The organism is Deltaproteobacteria bacterium (genome assembly GCA_016219225.1).
Taxonomy (GTDB): domain Bacteria; phylum Desulfobacterota; class RBG-13-43-22; order RBG-13-43-22; family RBG-13-43-22; genus RBG-13-43-22.
The window spans coordinates 1-17,713 of the sequence record JACRBX010000105.1 but is presented as its reverse complement, the minus strand read 5'-3'; the positions used below and the strand labels follow the sequence as shown (position 1 = coordinate 17,713).

18 protein-coding genes are annotated in these 17,713 nt (G+C 50.7%); 13 read left to right on the top strand and 5 right to left on the bottom strand.

What is annotated here, in order from left to right; translation table 11 throughout:
- The 3 genes from HY879_09680 to HY879_09670 form a co-directional block, all read left to right on the top strand.
- On the top strand, nt 1-1,198 hold a 1,198-nt coding region (locus HY879_09680; GenBank protein MBI5603616.1), incomplete at its 5' end, for a CoA activase.
- Nucleotides 1,185-2,774, top strand: coding sequence for an Rne/Rng family ribonuclease (locus HY879_09675; protein MBI5603615.1), 1,590 nt, complete (start codon nt 1,185-1,187; stop codon nt 2,772-2,774). The genes HY879_09680 and HY879_09675, both read left to right, overlap by 14 nt.
- A gap of 17 nt (nt 2,775-2,791) precedes the next feature.
- Nucleotides 2,792-3,640, top strand: coding sequence for an amidohydrolase (locus HY879_09670; protein MBI5603614.1), 849 nt, complete (start codon nt 2,792-2,794; stop codon nt 3,638-3,640).
- A 21-nt stretch (nt 3,641-3,661) separates the two neighbouring features.
- Here the strand turns inward: HY879_09670 and HY879_09665 are convergent, their stop codons facing one another.
- Nucleotides 3,662-4,213 (bottom strand): hypothetical protein, encoded by a 552-nt coding sequence (locus tag HY879_09665; protein MBI5603613.1) that lies wholly within the window; start codon nt 4,211-4,213, stop codon nt 3,662-3,664.
- A gap of 193 nt (nt 4,214-4,406) precedes the next feature.
- Here HY879_09665 and HY879_09660 point away from each other — a divergent pair, with 193 nt between their 5' ends.
- Nucleotides 4,407-5,501, top strand: a complete 1,095-nt coding sequence (locus HY879_09660; GenBank protein ID MBI5603612.1) for a diguanylate cyclase — start codon at nt 4,407-4,409, stop codon at nt 5,499-5,501.
- Nucleotides 5,502-5,617: 116 nt separating this feature from the next.
- On the opposite strand, the gene HY879_09655 is transcribed toward HY879_09660, so the two are convergent.
- Nucleotides 5,618-6,118, bottom strand: coding sequence for a PaaI family thioesterase (locus tag HY879_09655; protein ID MBI5603611.1), 501 nt, complete (start codon nt 6,116-6,118; stop codon nt 5,618-5,620).
- A gap of 248 nt (nt 6,119-6,366) precedes the next feature.
- Between HY879_09655 and HY879_09650 the strand changes: the two genes are divergently transcribed.
- The 6 genes from HY879_09650 to HY879_09625 all read left to right on the top strand — a co-directional run bounded on the left by HY879_09650 (nt 6,367) and on the right by HY879_09625 (nt 11,979).
- Nucleotides 6,367-7,143 carry an enoyl-CoA hydratase/isomerase family protein gene (locus HY879_09650; GenBank protein MBI5603610.1) on the top strand — a complete coding sequence of 259 codons (777 nt, stop codon included), beginning with the start codon at nt 6,367-6,369 and terminating at the stop codon, nt 7,141-7,143.
- Between the two features lie 55 nt (nt 7,144-7,198).
- Nucleotides 7,199-7,915, top strand: a complete 717-nt coding sequence (locus HY879_09645; protein MBI5603609.1) for a GntR family transcriptional regulator — start codon at nt 7,199-7,201, stop codon at nt 7,913-7,915.
- 145 nt (nt 7,916-8,060) lie between these two features.
- Nucleotides 8,061-8,354, top strand: a complete 294-nt coding sequence (locus tag HY879_09640; protein MBI5603608.1) for an antibiotic biosynthesis monooxygenase — start codon at nt 8,061-8,063, stop codon at nt 8,352-8,354.
- Between the two features lie 82 nt (nt 8,355-8,436).
- Nucleotides 8,437-9,660 carry a PilT/PilU family type 4a pilus ATPase gene (locus HY879_09635; GenBank protein MBI5603607.1) on the top strand — a complete coding sequence of 408 codons (1,224 nt, stop codon included), beginning with the start codon at nt 8,437-8,439 and terminating at the stop codon, nt 9,658-9,660.
- Between the two features lies 1 nt (nt 9,661).
- Entirely contained in the window at nt 9,662-10,861 is a 1,200-nt protein-coding gene (locus tag HY879_09630; protein ID MBI5603606.1) for an aminopeptidase, read from the top strand.
- Nucleotides 10,855-11,979 carry an aminoglycoside phosphotransferase family protein gene (locus HY879_09625; GenBank protein MBI5603605.1) on the top strand — a complete coding sequence of 375 codons (1,125 nt, stop codon included), beginning with the start codon at nt 10,855-10,857 and terminating at the stop codon, nt 11,977-11,979. Before HY879_09630 ends, HY879_09625 begins: the two co-directional genes overlap by 7 nt.
- Nucleotides 11,980-12,032: 53 nt before the next feature.
- Here the strand turns inward: HY879_09625 and HY879_09620 are convergent, their stop codons facing one another.
- Nucleotides 12,033-13,271 (bottom strand): NADH:flavin oxidoreductase, encoded by a 1,239-nt coding sequence (locus HY879_09620; protein MBI5603604.1) that lies wholly within the window; start codon nt 13,269-13,271, stop codon nt 12,033-12,035.
- 354 nt (nt 13,272-13,625) lie between these two features.
- Between HY879_09620 and HY879_09615 the strand changes: the two genes are divergently transcribed.
- Nucleotides 13,626-14,426: a pentapeptide repeat-containing protein gene (locus HY879_09615; protein MBI5603603.1), complete on the top strand. Its 801-nt coding sequence runs from the start codon at nt 13,626-13,628 to the stop codon at nt 14,424-14,426.
- A gap of 5 nt (nt 14,427-14,431) precedes the next feature.
- A complete protein-coding gene (locus HY879_09610; GenBank protein MBI5603602.1) occupies nt 14,432-14,938 on the top strand; it encodes a DUF2284 domain-containing protein in 507 nt (168 codons plus the stop codon).
- 319 nt (nt 14,939-15,257) lie between these two features.
- Here HY879_09610 and HY879_09605 read toward each other — a convergent pair whose 3' ends face one another.
- Nucleotides 15,258-16,034, bottom strand: coding sequence for a TIGR03084 family protein (locus HY879_09605; protein MBI5603601.1), 777 nt, complete (start codon nt 16,032-16,034; stop codon nt 15,258-15,260).
- Between the two features lie 414 nt (nt 16,035-16,448).
- Complete coding sequence (locus HY879_09600) at nt 16,449-16,877, bottom strand: C_GCAxxG_C_C family protein (protein MBI5603600.1); 429 nt, start codon at nt 16,875-16,877, stop codon at nt 16,449-16,451.
- 197 nt (nt 16,878-17,074) lie between these two features.
- Here HY879_09600 and HY879_09595 point away from each other — a divergent pair.
- Nucleotides 17,075-17,713: LysR family transcriptional regulator (locus HY879_09595; protein ID MBI5603599.1), on the top strand; the 639-nt coding region annotated here is incomplete at its 3' end.

Genomic DNA, 17,713 nt, shown 5'->3' with positions numbered 1-17,713 from the left:
TCCCCCCATGACAGATCATACCCATGCCGTGGCCGCGGCCTTTAAGGCTTGCGGCGTTGAGGCCGAGGTTTTGCCCGATTCGGATCAGGAAACTTTGATCTGGGGCCGGAAACTGACCTCCGGCAAGGAATGTTATCCCTGTATCCTGACCACCGGCGACATGGCCAAGCTGGTCCATCGAAAGGATTTCGATCCCCAACATTCGGCTTTTTTTATGCCCTCCGGCACCGGGCCCTGCCGTTTCGGGCAATACCACCGGTTCCACCGGCTGGTTTTGGACGAATTGGGTTTCCCCCAGGTGCCGGTTTATGCTCCGGACCAGAGCGAAACCTTCTACCAGGATTTGGGGATGGTCGGCGGCAGCGACTTTACCCGTCTCGGGTGGCAGGGGATCGTAGCCATCGATATCCTGGAAAAGAAACTTCGAGAGACCAGGCCTTACGAAAAACGCAAAGGGGAAACCGATCAGGTTTACCAGGGAAATGTCCGGAAAATATCAGAGACCATAGCCTCCCGGGGGAACCTGGTAGAAATCATGGGTCAGGCCTGCCGGGAATTTGAGGCCATTGCCGTGGAAAATCCCGGCTCCAAACCGGTCATCGGTATGGTCGGGGAGATCTACACCCGGGCCAATAAATTTTCCAACGAAAATGTGGTCCTGGAGGTGGAGGCCCTGGGGGGGGAGGCCTGGATGCCGCCGATCACCGAATGGATCCTTTATACCAATTACACGGCCATTTGGAGGGCGTTGCGGCTCCGAAAATTCAGGAATCTCCTTGAACTACATCTAACTCACCGGGTCCAAACCAAGCTGGAACATGAATTAGAAAAAACCTTTAAAGGATCGCTGCGCAATTTCCAGGAGCCCCCTATTCCGACCACCTTGCAGAGGGCCCATCCTTATCTGCATCCTTCCTTTGAAGGAGAGGCCATTCTGAGCCTGGGAAAGGCCAAAGATTACTGGCTCAGGGGGGCCTGTGGATTGATTAACATCATGCCTTTTACCTGCATGCCGGGGACGATCGTCAATGCCTTGCTGAAACGATTCCGAGAGGACCACCGGAATATCCCCTTTTTGAATCTCTCCTATGACGGTCAGGAACAAACCAATACCCGTACCCGCCTGGAGGCCTTTATGTATCAGGTGCAGCAGGTCCAGGCCATAAAAGAAAAGGAAGGTGCTAATGCCCCCAGTTAAAAAGCTTCTGATCAATGCCGTCGATCCGGAAGAATATCGGATCGCCTTGATCGAAGACGGGATTCTGGAAGAATTTTACATCGAGACTACAGCCAAAGAACAGATCCGAGGCAACATCTATAAGGGCGTAGTGGCCCATATCGAACCGGCCTTGCAGGCCGCCTTTGTGGATTATGGGATGGGGAAAAACGGCTTTCTTCAGGCCGACGAGATTCATCCCGAGTATCACGCTCAACCGCAGGAAACTCCTGATGGGCAACCACCCAAACGTCTGCCGATCCAAAAAATCATTCACCGGGGACAGGAGATCCTGGTTCAGGTCACCAAGGAAGAGACGGGAACCAAAGGGGTGGCCTTGACCACCTATATCTCCCTGCCGGGACGTTATCTGGTATTGACCCCGGGACAACCCGGAATAGGGGTATCCCGTAAGATAGAAGATGAAGCTGAAAGGGACCGATTAAAAACCATCCTGACCCAATTAAAGGCCCCTGAAGAAATCGGCACCATTGTCCGGACAGCCGGGGCCGGTAAGAAAAAACAGGAGATGGCCAAAAATCTGGAATCCCTGGTAAGACTGTGGGAAGAGATTCGAACCCGGGCCATGGAACAACCCGCGCCCTCCCTGGTCTACAAGGAAATGGACCTGGCCATCCGGACCATCCGGGATCTTTTTACCTCGGACATCGAGGAAATACTGATCGACAACAAAGACATCTACAAACAGGTCCGGGATTTTTTAGGGATCATAGCCCCAAGGCAGCGCAATGATGTTAAACTGTATAAAGAGACCCGGCCCATCTTTTCCAAACATCAGGTTGAAAATCAGATAGAAACGATCTTTCAAAACCGGGTTAAATTAAAATCAGGCGGACATATCGTCATTGACAGCACCGAGGCCCTGGTGGCGGTGGATGTCAATTCCGGACGTTCGGTTAAGGAACGGCAGATCGAAGAAACGGCCTTTAAGACCAACCTGGAAGCCGCCGAAGAGATCGCCCGGCAATTGCGGCTCAGAGATCTGGGGGGGTTAATCGTTATTGATTTTATTGATATGAAGGGGATTAAAAATCAAAATGAAGTGGTCAAGGTCTTAAAAACCCATTTAAAAAGGGATAAGGCCCGGACCACGGTCTCCAGGATTTCAAAATTCGGGCTCCTTGAACTTTCCCGTCAGCGGATCCGACCGCCGATTCAGTTCGGCACCTATTATACCTGCCCAACCTGTCAAGGAAAAGGACAGGTCCGTTCTGTTGAAACCCTGGCCCTCATGTATTTGCGAAAGATCTGGCTGGGCATTTCCAAAGGGACCATTGCGGCCGTCAAAGGGGTCCTTCCTCTGGAAGTAGCCAATTACCTGTTGAACCGGAAACGGGAGGAACTGGCCCGGTTGGAAGAGCGCCATCGGGTATCCATTTTTCTGGAAGGCCAGCCTATGATTCAACCGGAAGAAGGCAAACTGGAGTTTGTTAAAAAGGAAGGTAAAGAATCCGTGAGACATGAGGCACGAGGCGGGAGGCGCGAGGAAGAAGGAGAGGAGCAAGAAGAGCAAGGCCTGGGGGATGTAGAGGGATGAGCCACGAGGCACCTCCTATCATCGACATCCATACCCATATCTTCCCCCCGGAAATCTGTAAAGACCGGGAGCGCTATTTTCCTGGGGAACCGGCCTTTGAGTTGCTCTACCGGGACCAGAAAAAGTCGCCTTTGTCGACCGCCGAAGGTCTTGTTGCTGCCATGGACCGGGATGGAATCCGGGGCTCGGTCACTTTCGGGTTTCCCTGGAAACAGGCCGAATTGATACACCGATCCAACGACTACGTCCTTCAGGCCATGACCCGCTACCCGGACCGTTTGCTGGGGTTCGCCTGTCTGAATCCTGAACTTCCCGGGGCGATAGAAGAAGGAGAACACTGGTTAAATGCCGGAATGAAGGGTCTCGGGGAGATCGCCCTGTATACCGGCTTATCCGCCCGATCCTGGTTGGAATCCATGAAACCATTGGCGGAATTGGCGGGCAGGTGGCAAGTCCCTCTCCTGCTCCATACCAATGAACCGGTGGGCCACCCATATCCCGGTAAAGAACGCCTTCCCTTCTGGGACCTCTATGATCTGATCAAGGCCTTTCCCGATATCCTTTTTATCTTGGCCCATTGGGGGGGAGGGTTGTGGTGGTATCAATTGATGAAGCGGGAGGTCAGGGAGGTGCTCGGCCATACCTATTTTGATACGGCCGCTTCTCCTTTCCTGTACCGGCCGGAAATCTACGACCATGCCGTCCAGATTATGGGTCTGGAAAAGATCCTTTACGGCAGCGATTATCCTCTCTTGTCGCTCAATCGGTATTTAAAGGAATTGGATCAGGCCGGTTTAACTAAAGAACAGCAGGAAGCGATCCTGGGCGGGAATAGTCAAAGGGTATTGGGATGGCCGGCCATCTGAATCGACAAAGGGACCATTCCGTCAGTCATCCGACAGGGCCGCTTTTTCTTCCTCTATAAACTGCTTTAATTCCTCTTCCTCCATCAATGGTTGGGCCCGTTTTCGGTCCATCTTCCGGTTCAGGCGGTAAACGGCATCATTGAGGTCTTCGAAGTACAGGTAAAGATCGGAGTCCCTTTCTTCAGTCCTCAGCCACTGGATATAAGGGACCAGGAAGCTGAAGTATCCCAGAATCGGGGTTCCAAAAGACTGCCAGACCTCATTTTTGAGAAGGATCTTTTGCTGGACCAATAATCCGATGCGGTCAAAAAAATTAAGGAGTTCCATGGAACCGGACTGGAGGGCCTTCATGTCGGTCCGTTCCATGGATACCAGCCGTTGCCGCCACTTGCGCATTTCAGCGGACTGGTAATAGAATTCCAGATGACCCAATTCCAAAACAGCCAGGATCCTTTTGATGCCTTTAAAACGTCTGAGGAGAATCCAGAAAAAAATAAAAAGAACCAAAAATCCCATAAAAAACCCTAATTCAGGAATGATCAACGCATCCAGAATCGATCTTAAGTCATCCATTTTGAACCCTTTGTAAAAAAATAAAAAATTATGTCACATTATAAAACTATAATAACTTTTCCCGTAGGCCCGGTCAAAAGGAAAATAAAGGAATAACGAATCTTATTTTATTCTTGCACCCATTGCCTCCCTATTTTATAATCCCTCGACCTCAAGAACCACATCAAATAAATTTCTATCATAGTGGTGAGCCATGAACAGCACCTCTTCCACAGATGATCCGGTCCCCTCAGGGCAAGACCCCGACCCCAAACAGACGTTTGAACAACAACTTAATGAAATTAGAGAAGAAAATGGGGTTCTGTCGGACCTCTATGAGGAGGCGATTGCCCGGGTCAACTCTTTGACCATGGAGGCGGAGATCGCCCATCTGGAATTCGAACAGGTATTTAACTCGGTCGCTGATGCCACCTGGGTCCTTAACAACGAATATTGCGTTCTCCGTATCAATAAGGCTTTTTTGAGCCTTCTCGGTCTTACGGGTAAGGAGACTGTGGTTGCTAAAAAAAAGTGTCATGAATTATTGCCTTCCGAGACCTGCCAAACCCCTAATTGCCCCATGAAACAGATCCGAAAGAGAAGGCAGCGGATTGAGCTGGATGAAGAAAGAACAATCAGCCAGGGCCGTTGCATCCCCTTTTTATTGACCGCCATGCCCTTGTTCGGTTTGACCGGCGAGATAGTCGGCCTGGTGGAACAATTTAAGGATATTACCGAACGAAAACGTTACGAAGTGGCCCTGGAAAAAGCCAATAAGGAATTGGAACAACTGGCCGCCATCGATGGGTTGACGCAAATAGCCAACCGACGCATTTTCGATGAAAGGCTTGAAGAAGAATGGCAGCGGATGAAACGGGAAAGGATGCCACTGTCTTTGATCCTTTGTGACATCGATTTTTTTAAACGCTTTAATGATTATTACGGGCATCAATTGGGAGATGATTGTCTGAAGGCCGTCGCCGCCTGCATCAAAAGTTGTATCCACAGACCTGCTGATTTGGCGGCCCGCTACGGCGGCGAGGAATTCGGCGTTCTCTTACCGAATACCCCTTTTGAGGGGGCCTTTCATCTGGCCGAGACCATTCGCGGGGCGGTTTGCGGGATGCAAAGGGAACATCGGTGTTCGGAAGTGAATGATTCGGTTACCCTCAGCCTCGGGGTGGCCACCATTTTCCCCTCTACGTCAGAGGGCAATCCCGGTCAGCTTGTGAAATCAGCGGATAAAGCCTTATATGCTTCTAAGGAGGCGGGCCGCAATTGTGTAAAAGGCGGGAGTAGCGATAGATAGGCCGGATACCACAAGGTGACCAAATTCGGCCGAGACCTGAAAGGAGGCCACTAAACCCCACAAGGCCAGCCTGAACATCCACCATCCAGCATCCAGTATCCCGGAAATTTAAGCCCCTATCCCTTAACCCGGCCAAAGAGGGATTTATATTTATGGCAGCGGTCGAATTTCAGATAGGGGATTACTTCAGCAGTAGCCGCCTCACCTAAGGGGAGAAATTTCCCCTTGGCTCGGAGGCATTCTTTCCCGCCGTAGAGCAACTCCCCCTTGCAATAGACAATACGGCCGCCATCTTTAATCAGATGGCCGATGATCTCAATCTCTTCGGCTACGGGAACGGAAAGCAGATATTTAATGGTCAATTCACCGGTTACATAAAAGGGATGATTCCGGCTGAAGACCGTGGCCGCCCAGCCCATGGTTTCATCCAGGAGCCCGGCCAGGACCCCGCCATGGGCGATATTTTTGTAGCCGTTAAGATGTTGGGGCAGGGTGAGACGGGTCCTGACCGTATCGCCCTCGACAAAAAAACTGGTCCGGGCCCCGCAGGTGTTTTCATCACCGCACAAAAAACAGCCGGTGGAGTGGGGAAGATATTCAGGATTCAGTCTGGTCATAAGAAACCTTTTTTAATATTCTTATCCTATCCATTTTGAGAACCATTGGAGAATCTCTTCGGTGGGTATTAGTACCTTAAAAAAAGAAGAACTTCAAGAGGGCAAATGCCTTCCGATATTTTTCCGCTTGACAATTAATCGGAATAACACCACAATAAATTCATCAAATATCTGATTAATAAGTTAATTAAAATTTTTAAGCCTATCGTGCCCCAAAAGGCAAAGCCCATTAGGAGGAGATTAAAAAGATGAACTACCAGACCATCCGGTTTGAAATAGCCGATTCCGTTGCCCGGATTGCCATGAACATCCCCGAGACCAGAAATGCCCTGGGCCTGGAAATGCGGACGGAATTGATGGAGGCCTTTAACCGCATACGAGAAGAGGATTCGATTAAAGCGGTGATCCTGACTGGTGAAGGGAAGGTTTTTTCTTCCGGTGGGAATATCCGGACCTTTGAAGGGTTAACACCGGTAGCCACCCGTTTACGTCTTAAACAGGGCAAACAGATTATCCAGGCCATGGTGGAACTGGAAAAACCGATCATCGGGGCGGTGGACGGCTATGCCGTCGGGGCCGGAGCCAGCATTGCCCTGGCCTGCGATATCCTGATCGCTTCCGAAGAGGCTAAGTTCGGGATTTCTTTCGTTAAGATCGGTGCCGTCCCCGATTTGGGGGCCTTTTATTTCTGGACCCTCCGGGTCGGGGTGGCCAAAGCCAAAGAACTGATGTGGACCGGAGACCTGATTGATGCCCGGGAAGCCGAACGATTAGGCCTGGTCAACCGGGTAGTTCCGGCCGAAAGGTTGGCGGAAGAGGCCAAAGCCCTGGCCGTCCGCCTGGCCCAGGGGCCGAGCCAATCTTATGCCATGATCAAGGCGGCCTTAAACCTCTGGCCAGCCAGCTTGAACACAATGCTCGAGATGGAATCCACTATGCAGGCGGTGGCCTTCAGCAGCCGGGATTTCGAAGAAGGCCGGAAAGCCTTTTTGGAAAAAAGAAAACCCGTCTTTAAAGGACAATGAAACGATTGCCTGAGAAAAAAAGATCGAGGAATTTCCGATGGCCAAAGGAAAAGGGATGAGTTCAAAAGCCGACAACCAGCAGAAGGGGCACTCCATAAAGACAGATACCCATCCGGAAGAATCGCCGGTCGATCTGGCGTTCAAAAAAATCAAAGAAATGATGTATCATCACGAGATTGTTCCGGGTCAAAAGCTTCTCTATCAGGAGTTGGCCAAAAAGCTCAACATGAGCATCACCCCTATTATTCAGGCCCTCAACCGGCTGCAACTGTTGAATATCGTTTATACGGAGCGGAACAAAGGCTATTATGTAGGAGAGACCGATCCGGTGGAGGCCGAAGAACTGTTTATCGCCCGGGAGGCCCTGGAAACCTTCCTGGTGCCGACGATCATAGAAAAAATAACAGACCGGAAACTCGAATCCATCGAAAAGGCCATGACGGAACATGTCAAGGCGGTATCCGTACCCCAATACCGACGTTCATTGATGATAATTGATACCAACTTTCATCTGGAAATCATCAAATCAGCCGAAAATAAAGTGGTCCATAATTTATGCAAATTTATCTTGGAACGGGTTTATTTAAAATACCGCCCCGAATATTTGCAGGAAAAACGGATGGAACAAGCCGCTAAAGAGCATCGAATGCTCTTTGAGGCTTTAAAGAACCGGGATGTCAATAAAACCAGACGGCTGATCAGAAATCATATCCGGGCCGGCCGGGAACATATCGTCGGCAGCCTCTGGGAGGAAAGAAACCTCAGGAGTTAGATAGTATCCATCCGGAGCGTTTTTTCTTTGACACCGGAAGTCTTAAAACTTAATATGCCTGAGGAGTTACTCGTTACTCGTTACTCGTTACGAGATACGAGTTGTACTTTGTAAAAATATCAATAAAAATCAAGGAGACCTGCCGATGCTATCCGTAATTGCCAAGATCCCGGTTAAAGAAGAAAAACTGAATGAAGCCATCGAAGCCTTCAAACAACTGATGCAGGAAGTGGCCAAAGAGGAAGGGACCCTTTCCTATTCCCTGAATGTTTCCAAAACCGAACCCAATACCCTGGTCGTCCTGGAGCGTTACAAGGACAAGGAGGCCCTGGCGGCCCATTCCGCCACCCCGCATTTTTTGGCCTTTGCCGGTAAAGGCGCGGAACTCTTCGCCGGGAAACCGGAAATCATTGTTATGAATGAGCTGGCCGCCGTCTAACAGGCCTCTGGTTTTTGATTGAGGGGCTTGAAATGTTAAACCCATTATCTGAAACCCAACTTGAGGGGCGTTGAACCGGGCCATGGACAAATTTGAAGGCCTCATCAGCGCCGCCTTGAGCCTGGGTGTTTCCGATATCCACATCACCGGTGGCCAGTCGGTCGTATACCGCATCAACGGCCATTTAAGATTTCAACCGAATCTTAAATGGCATCATGAGGAAGTAGACCTCTTAGTTGAAACCCTCCTGACTCCCGGCCAATTATCCCAGTTGAGACAACGGTATTCCCTGGATTTGGCCATAAGTTTTCTCCAGGCCCGGTTGAGGATCAATATTTTCAATACCACCCGGGGCTTGAGCCTGGCCATTCGGATTTTGCCCGGCATCGTCCCCACCATCGAGCAGTTGAACCTTCACCCGTCCCTCAGGGAAATCAGTAAACTCAAATCCGGCCTGATATTAATCTGCGGTCCTACCGGCGTGGGAAAAACCACGACTATCGCCGCCATTATCAATGAAATCAACCGGAATCAGGCCCAACACATCATCACCCTCGAAGACCCCATTGAGTACCGGCTGACCTCCCAAAAATCGTTTATTGAACAACGGGAATTGGGGACCCATATGCCTACTTTCGAGCAGGGGCTCCTGGATGTCTTAAGAGAAGATCCGGATGTGATTGTGGTGGGGGAAATCAGGGACCCTGAAACCATCAAGCTGACCCTTAATATTGCCGAATCGGGCCACTTGATTATCGTGACCCTGCATGCCAGCAACGCCGAGGAGACCCTTCACCGTATCTTAAACGCCTTTCCCATGGAAGCGCAGGATGATATCCGCAACCGCCTGGCCTCCACCCTGACCTGGCTGGTAGTTCAGGAACTGATTTACCTGGATAAATTCGGTTTTCGTGTTCCACTCCTTTCGATCCTTCGCGGGAATCAAGCCTTGAAAGGTACGATTCGGGAAAATAAACTGCACCAGATCGAAAACATCATGCAACTCGGGAAAAATGAAGGCATGTTTACCGTTGACCGGTATTTAAACGAATACCTGATGCATCAAAAGAGTTTAATCCCCCCGGTAAAAATCTTTCAGCCTTCCCTGGAGAGCCCGGAAGAAATTGTTTATCACTCACCGGTCATGAATGCCTTGAAAGAGCCTTCCAATCGGTATACAACGGATAAAAAACGGCCATCCGAATCTCCCCTCCCGGCCTCTGTCGGGGAAGAACCTTCCACGTTCAGCCATGACGGCAAAACCCTGAAGGATTTTATCGAGGAATTGGATAAAAAATATAAATAAAATGCTGACCAACGATCAACTCCAAAAATATGCCGAGGTCCTTTTCTGGGGCTTGGAAACCGCTCGAAAGAACCGGTTTAAAAAGAACGATATCATCCTCATTCAGTATGATCCCCCGGCCGTTAAACTGGCGGAAAGGCTCTATGCCGGGATTCTTGACCGGGGGATGCATCCGGTCCAGCGCATGGCTTTGACCTCCGGGATGGAATCGGATTTTTATAAAAAATCAAATCCGGGACAACTGGGCTTTATCCCGCCGGGCGAGAAGGATTTTTACGGCAACATCAATGGCAGGTTTTTTTTAAGGGCCCCCGAATCACTGACTCACCTGAAAGACATTGATCCGGTCCGGATAGGAAAGGTCCTGGTTTCCAGAAAACCGTTGAGAGACCTCCTTGACCAGCGTGAGGAGAAGGGGGCCTATAGCTGGACCCTCTGCACCTTCCCAACCGGGGAACTGGCCGGACAGGCCCAAACGACTATTAAAAAATACACCGACCAGATTGTAACGGCCTGTTTTCTCGACCACCAGGATCCTGTCCGCCAATGGAATGAAATATATAAAAACGTAAGCAGCCTGAAAAAATGGCTCAACAGCCTAAAGATAGCCTGTCTCCATATCGAATCAACCCATGTGGATTTAAAGATAAAGACCGGGGAGAGAAGAGTCTGGAAGGGGATCTCCGGCCATAATATTCCAAGTTTTGAGCTATTTTTTTCACCGGATTGGCGGGGGACCGAGGGGCGCTATTATGCCAATCTGCCTTCGTTCCGGAGCGGCAATTATGTTGAGGGAATGGGCCTTTCCTTTGAAAAAGGCTCGGTGGTCAGCGTTGAGGCCGAGACCGGCAAGGCCTTCGCCCAAAAGCAGATCGCCATGGATAAAGGGGCTTCCAGAGTCGGGGAATTCTCCCTGACGGATAAGCGTTTTTCACGGATCAACCGGTTTATGGCCGACACCCTTTTTGATGAAAATTTTGGCGGAAATCAGGGGAATTGCCATGTCGCCCTCGGGGCTTCCTATACCGATACCTATGATGGGAATCCGGCAGAAATGACTAAAGAATTAAAAAAGAAGTTGGGATTTAACGATTCGGCCCTCCACTGGGACCTGGTCAATACGGAAAAAAAGATCGTAACGGCCCATCTGCCAACCGGGAAGAAAATGGTTATTTATGAGGACGGGATGTTTAAATATTAAAGGACGTCAGAAGTAAAACCTTGGATACCCCTTTTATTGCCGCCGAAAAATTCAACCCTCCGGGAAAAATCACCACTATTAAAACTTATGGGAATGGCAATGTCCATGACACCTTCCTGGTGACCCTGGATTCCAGAACGGAAGAATATTTTATTCTGCAACGCCTCAACCCCCGGGTTTTTCGTCAGCCGGAACTGGTTATGCAGAACATCCGGACCTTGACCGAACATGTACGCCGTCGTCTGCAAGACGTCCCTTTAAATGCCGGCCGCCGTTGGGAGATACCACGCCCCCTGTTGACGGAAGAGGGCCGGGACCTTTGGATCGACCCCCAGAGATCGTTCTGGCGGGCCCGCAGCTTTATCAACAACGCCCGGTCCTACGATACCCTCCGACATGCCGGGCATGCCCGGGAAGTCGGCTTTGCCCTGGCCCTGTTCCATAACCTCATTAACGACCTGCCCATCGGCCAACTGGCCGATACGCTGGAAGGATTCCATATAACACCCCGCTACCTTCAACACTTTGACCGGGTCCTGACCGTAACCAGCCTGAAAAAATCCCCTGAAATAAATTATGGCTTACGGTCCATAAACCGGCGAAGGACCTGGGCAGATGTCCTCGAAAAGGCCAGGGATCAGGGCAGGCTCCATCTGCGGCCGATCCATGGTGACCCCAAGGTCAACAATGTCCTGATAGACCCCTCGACCCAACAGGCCGTCAGCCTGGTTGATCTGGACACCGTCAAGCCCGGACTGATTCATTATGATATCGGTGATTGCCTGCGTTCAGGCTGTAATCCGCTCGGGGAAGAAACCGGTCAATGGGAGTCGGTTCGTTTCGAACTGGAATATTGCCGGGCCATGCTGCAGGGCTATCTGCCCATGGCTCGGGCCTTTCTTCTGGAGAACGACTACGCGTTTCTTTTTGAGGCCGTTCGTTTAATCGCCTTTGAACTGGGACTCCGGTTCTTCACCGATTATCTGGAAGGCAATGTCTACTTCAAAGCCGCCTCTGAGGAACATAATCTTATCCGGGCACTGGTCCAATTTAAGCTTACCGAGAGTATCGAGGACCAATCATCGGATATTCAGGCCCTCATTAAGGACCTGAGGTGAAGGCCCGGACCTTTACCCTGCAACCGTTTCCCGAAACCGGTCCCCTGCCCTTTTTAGCAATTTCGGGGACCATCGCCCGTCAGGCCGATACCCTGATTCGCTGGAGATGTCTCCTTCTGATAGCAACGGAGGGGCATTTCGTTCTTAATGATACAGGCCGCACATCTGTTGCACGAAACGCAGGCCACGGCCTCCGCCTTCCCTTCTCTGAATTTCTTAACGAGAGAGGGCTCTTTGATAAAGGGACGGCTCATGGATATACCATCCGCATATTTATTCTCCAGGATCTCTTCCATTTTAGCCTTGGTCCGCAGCCCACCGACCAAAAATAACGGAATTCCGTTAAGCACCGGCCGGATCAACTTAGCCGCCTCCTGGTTGAAAGCTTCTTCAAAATTATATTTCCCGATCCATTTCTTGACCATGAAGCGGCCCAAGGGCTTTTTCCACCAAGGGAAAGATCGCAAAAAATCCTCCACCGGGATTCCCCCCCGTACCGAGTTCATGGGAGAAAAGGCGGCTGTCCCGCAACTGATCTCCAGGCCGTCTATTCCTGACTCAACCAGCCATCGGGCGTATTGGACGGCCAAAGAAGGGGTAATCCCCGGCCGTGGCGTGTAATCGTGGGCATTGAGTTTTACCAGAAGGGCCCGGCCGTCGGCCAGGACTTTCTTGACCGCGAGCAGGATCTCCTTCAGAAAGCGGAACCGATTTTCATCGGAGCCTCCCCATTTGTCTTCCCGGCGGTTAAAAAACGGAGAGAGGAACTCGTTAATCAGATAACCGTGGGCGGCGTGAAGCTGGACCCCATCCGCCCCGGCTTCAACGGCCCGCGCGGCGGCTTGCCCAAAGGCCTGGATGGCTTCCCGGATGTCCTCTTCCCGCATAACCTTGGGCCTGACAAAATCCAGGGGATCGGTCCTGATAGCGGAAGGTCCCACGGCGGGATGGCCGGTGACGGATTTGTGGGATTGGAGGCCGCCATGGCCCAACTGGAAAACAATCTTCCCGCCTTCATGATGTACGGCCTCAACCAGCTTGCGCAGTCCGGGGACCAGTTCGTCGCGGTCTATGCCGGTTTGATGCCAATGGCCTCGGCCCAGAGGATGCACATACATGTGACCCGGAATAGTCAAACCGACCTCCCCTTGAGCCAGATTCCGGTAGCGGTTGATCAACCCATCGGTGACCTCGCCATTGGTTCCGGAAAGACATTCGTAAGTCGCCGACTGGATGAATCGGTTTTTAATCTCCAACCCCCCCATTTTGATCGGTGTAAATAGAATTGACATAGGGCTGAACCTCCAAAAATTTAAATCGAGAAGATCAGTTTGCCATAGGGTTTCCCATTTTACGGCTGTCGGGTCCCCCGGCCTGGCGCTGCCTTGTTCGACCGGTCTCTTCCAAATTTCATAATCGCGTTAAAATTCTAAATATTTCTTTTAGAATGTCAATAAGTTTAATTGGCTTGCCCCCCTCACTTTTCGATAACGTACCCGAAAGTTTCTCCCTTTGGTCAGGATCGGCTTTTTTGGAGCCGGAGATGTGTTTTCTCTGTTTTTTCTCTTGACAGGATGACTTCCGAAGAATAAATTCGATGTTTATGAAAATATCGAAAAATAGATATAGAGGGAAAAGGCCCAGGCATGGCAAAAAATAACTGCATACGAATTAAAAAAGAGCAACTAACGGCCATGGTCAATGAACACCAGAGGTGGTTGGAGACGGAAGGCCGGGAAGGGGAAAGGGCGGAATTGCAAGGGGTTGATCTGTCCAATTATAATCTGCAGCAGGTCAATCTGGAAAGAGCCGACCTCCAAGGGGCGAATCTGCGAGGCGCCAATCTCCGAATGTCCAATTTTAAGGGGGCGGACCTCCGAAAGGCTGATCTCCATCTGGCAAACCTTCAATGGGCTATTTTCCTGAGCGCCGATTTGGAAAAGGCCAATCTTCGACGGGCTAATCTTCATTTTGCCAACTTTGCCAAGGCCAACCTCGACCAGGCCGATCTGGAAAATGCCTTTTTACATAATGCCTTTTTCTCTGAAGCCCGGTTGAAGGAGGCGAATCTCACCAACGCCAGCTCCAGATTTAACGAATTTTATCTGGCCGACATGAGACAGGCCATTTTAAAGAGAGCAACAATTACCGAATCTAATATGAAGGAGGTTATTCTCAGCGGAGCTGACCTTTCCGGCACGGAAATAATCCGCTCAGACTTTCAAAGGGCCGACCTGAGAAAGGCGGTAATTTGCCAGGCTTGGATCTTTAAGACGAATTTTAATTGGGCCGATTTCAGAGGCGCCGACTTGAAAGGTTCAAAAATTGAAAAAAGCAATTTCAGAAAGGCCATATTGCAAGATGCAAACCGGGCTGATGTCCAGATCCTGGATTCTGATTTCCAAGAGTCTGACTTTGAAAACTTAAACTCTCATGGACAGGGGTAAAACGGATGGAGACCAAGTATGCGGGTTTAGTAAAAAAGGGGTTAGAATTGGGCGCTCAGGAGGCAAAAACCTTGAGCGCCGCCAAGATTATTTTTGATTCCCGGGCCTTCCTTAAATGCCGTTTCGGGTGCAATCGCTGGGGGAAATATTGGACCTGTCCCCCTCATACCAATTTTTCTCCTCAAATGTTCAGGGAAGCCTTTTCAAATTATCAGGAGGCGATCTTCATTAAAACGGTGGATCCCAAGATGGGACAGGAAATCGCCGTCGCCTTGGAGAAAGAAGCCATGCTTTCTTATGGATGCCAATTTGCCTTTGCCATGGCCATGTGTGTTCAATGCGAAACCTGCGCCTTTCCCGAACCCTGCCGATACCCCCATCTGGCCCGTCCCTCCATGGACGGATTCGGTGTAGATATCGGAAAAACCTTGGAACCATTGGGGTTCAAAGTGGAATTTGACAAAAATGGAGAATTCCTTCCGGCCTGGTACAGCATGGTCTTACTGGAGTAAATGCTTCTAATCGTAGCCTTGGTGTCATGGAAAAACTAACAGCCGAAGGCGTCGGGCACGGATCCGTTGCTGATCAACTGGGTGGACAGTTTTCTTAAAACGATCCAAGGCAGCGGGGAACTGAAAAAACTGGCGGACCATTGGATTAAAAACGAGATCGGGGGAGAAAGATCTACCGGAGAAGTGTATAAATTTTAACCGCCGCTATCAACCTTTCTTATTTTTCCGGTTACCATTTGACAGTATTGTTTGATCTCGTGGAGTTGTAAAAGCCGTTCTTTTCAATCAGGCCCCGGCCGCCCCTCTTCTTGTTCAGGCTTCAACCTTTCCGGGGTTTGGGTCCTTCCGCCGGTGGACCGGCAAACACCTGGGCGATCGACATCCATTTTTCCGCAACGGATCCTCGGACGGCCAGATGGGTATCTTGGTAGTGCCTTCGCTGCGTCACCACTAAGCAAAAATCTTCCGCCTCTCCGCTGATCTGCTCCCCGGATTCTTCCGGCCCCCAGGTCCATAATTTTCCGCTCGGACTGGTTAATTCCACCCGGACTTGAGCATTGGGGACTTCCATTCCACGGCAGGAAAAGCTCCACCCAAAGGTGACGTTTCCCAGGTGGGCAATATGCTTGAGTCGGTCGGTGGCCGGACGTTTAATCCCCAAAGCGTCGACGACATCTTGTCCGTGCGCCCAATTTTCCATGATTCTGGCGGTGGCCGATGATCTGGCACTCATGGGTAAATGCCAGGGCAGTCGGGCTTTGGGGTCGAGCACCTCATAGGCGGCGATCATGCCTTTTCTTTCAGTACGCCACCAGGTCAGGAGTTCCGAATTGCTTTTGTTAAGCCCCGGCTCCCGTGTATAACGAAATAAATCTTCAAGGTGCAGGGCGATTTTGTTCATCTCTTCATCAAAGGCCGCTTTATCGGAAGCCGAAAGCCTGGCCAGCTTGTCGAAATAAGCGACATGGGCGATTTCGTCCTTAACGGTCCAATCATAAAACGGTGTTTTTTGGTTCCAATCCGCATCGCTGATTTGGGAAACGATAGCATCAAGCGCTTGCCCTTCGGCGGCCAGGTCCTGACATAATTCCTTCATGGGGTTGCTCCTTTTCTATTTCTATTGCTTTTTAATATCTAAGGTATAACGCCAGGCGTAAAGCAATTCAAGGAAAAAAATTCCAGACCTCCGGCACATTCATAGCCTTCATCCGGGTAATCTCATCCGCCTCGGTCGGGATGGAAAACCCGTTTTACTTGCAGGAAATCCCGGTAGACGCTCCTTTTTGTAACCGGCGCGAGGAAATCCGGGAACTGACTTCTTTCTCCAGGGCGAAGGCCCCGGCCTCTGGGGCTTGGTCGACCCTTCAGTAATGAGACAATTCGAGCATCGGCATTCCGGTATGAATTGTACTTTATTCCGATGGCGTCGTACCGAGTCAAGGCAGTCACCTTACAGATGGAATAGAGATTCCCGGCTTTCTTCCCAACAAAGACATGGGCATACCAAATGTTATAGTAACAAGTCCAATAGTTCGCACACCTCCCTCACCAGGCCCGGACAGACTTTGCTGACCAACTGGTCTTCCCTGGCCTTTTGCCTCCCCTCCTCCGTGCTCAAGTCGGCTCCTAAAAGCTCTTTACAAAGGGTGGTTCCATGGCGCGCCTCGAAACGCTGAAAGAGCTCCCTCACCTTACCATACGATAATTCCCGGGCTTCGGCCTCCACCGGGTGGTCTTTGGCCAGTCCCAGGACCATCACCGCCCCGGTCAGGGCGCCGCAGGTTAAGGCCAGACGCCCCATACCCCCGCCGAAAGGGCGTCCCAATTGTTTGGCCTTCTCGGGATCGATTCCGTATGAGGAACCGTAGACGGTGAGTATGGCCTGCGAACAATTCAACCCCTGTTTAGACAACTCCTCTGCTTTTTCCATCCGATTCATGAATCTGCCTCCTTTGATCTCTATTGTCAGGCAGGATGCCTGACCTATTTTAACTGCCTCCCTTGATCCCTTTACATTGACTTTCATCTTTAATCGGTCTATACGATAATGAATATTTTGATATCAAGTCAAACGATTTTTTTCGATCAAGACCATCGAAATCTTCGATCAATTTTTTCGGCCTGGAAAAGGAGTCCATGGAAATCCGCCAACTGAGGACCTTCAAAAGCGTGGCCGATCTGCTCAGCTTTCACAAAACGGCCAGGAATCTGAACTACGCCCAATCCAGCGTTTCCGCGCAAATTCAGGCCCTCGAAGAGGAACTGGAAGTCCGGTTATTTGACCGGCTGGGAAAACGCATCCTGCTGACCGAGGCCGGGGAAAGGCTCCTGCAGTATGCCCATAAGGTCCTGGATCTCACCGATGAAATCCGGACCGAACTCACCCAGACCCAAGAGCCCAAAGGCTCGCTGACTATTCGCATTCCCGAAAGTTTAGGGGTCCATCGGCTGCCGCCGGTCATCGGGGAATTTCATCGGCGCTACCCCCGGGTGATGCTTAATTTTACCCTTTGCACCCAGGAGGAACTCCAGAAAGACTTGCGCAAGGGCATCACCGACCTGGCCTTTCTTTATGCCGATTCCATTCAGGCAGCCGATCTCGGATTCGAGGTCCTTGGGTTCGAATCCCTGGTCCTGGTGGCCTCTCCGAAACACCCCCTGGCCGGCAAAAAGATCGTCCGGACGAAAGACCTGGAAGGGGAAACGCTGCTCTTTTCCCGGGTGGATTGCAGTTATCGAAAATTATGGGAAAGGATCCTGGCCGAAAAAGGGGTC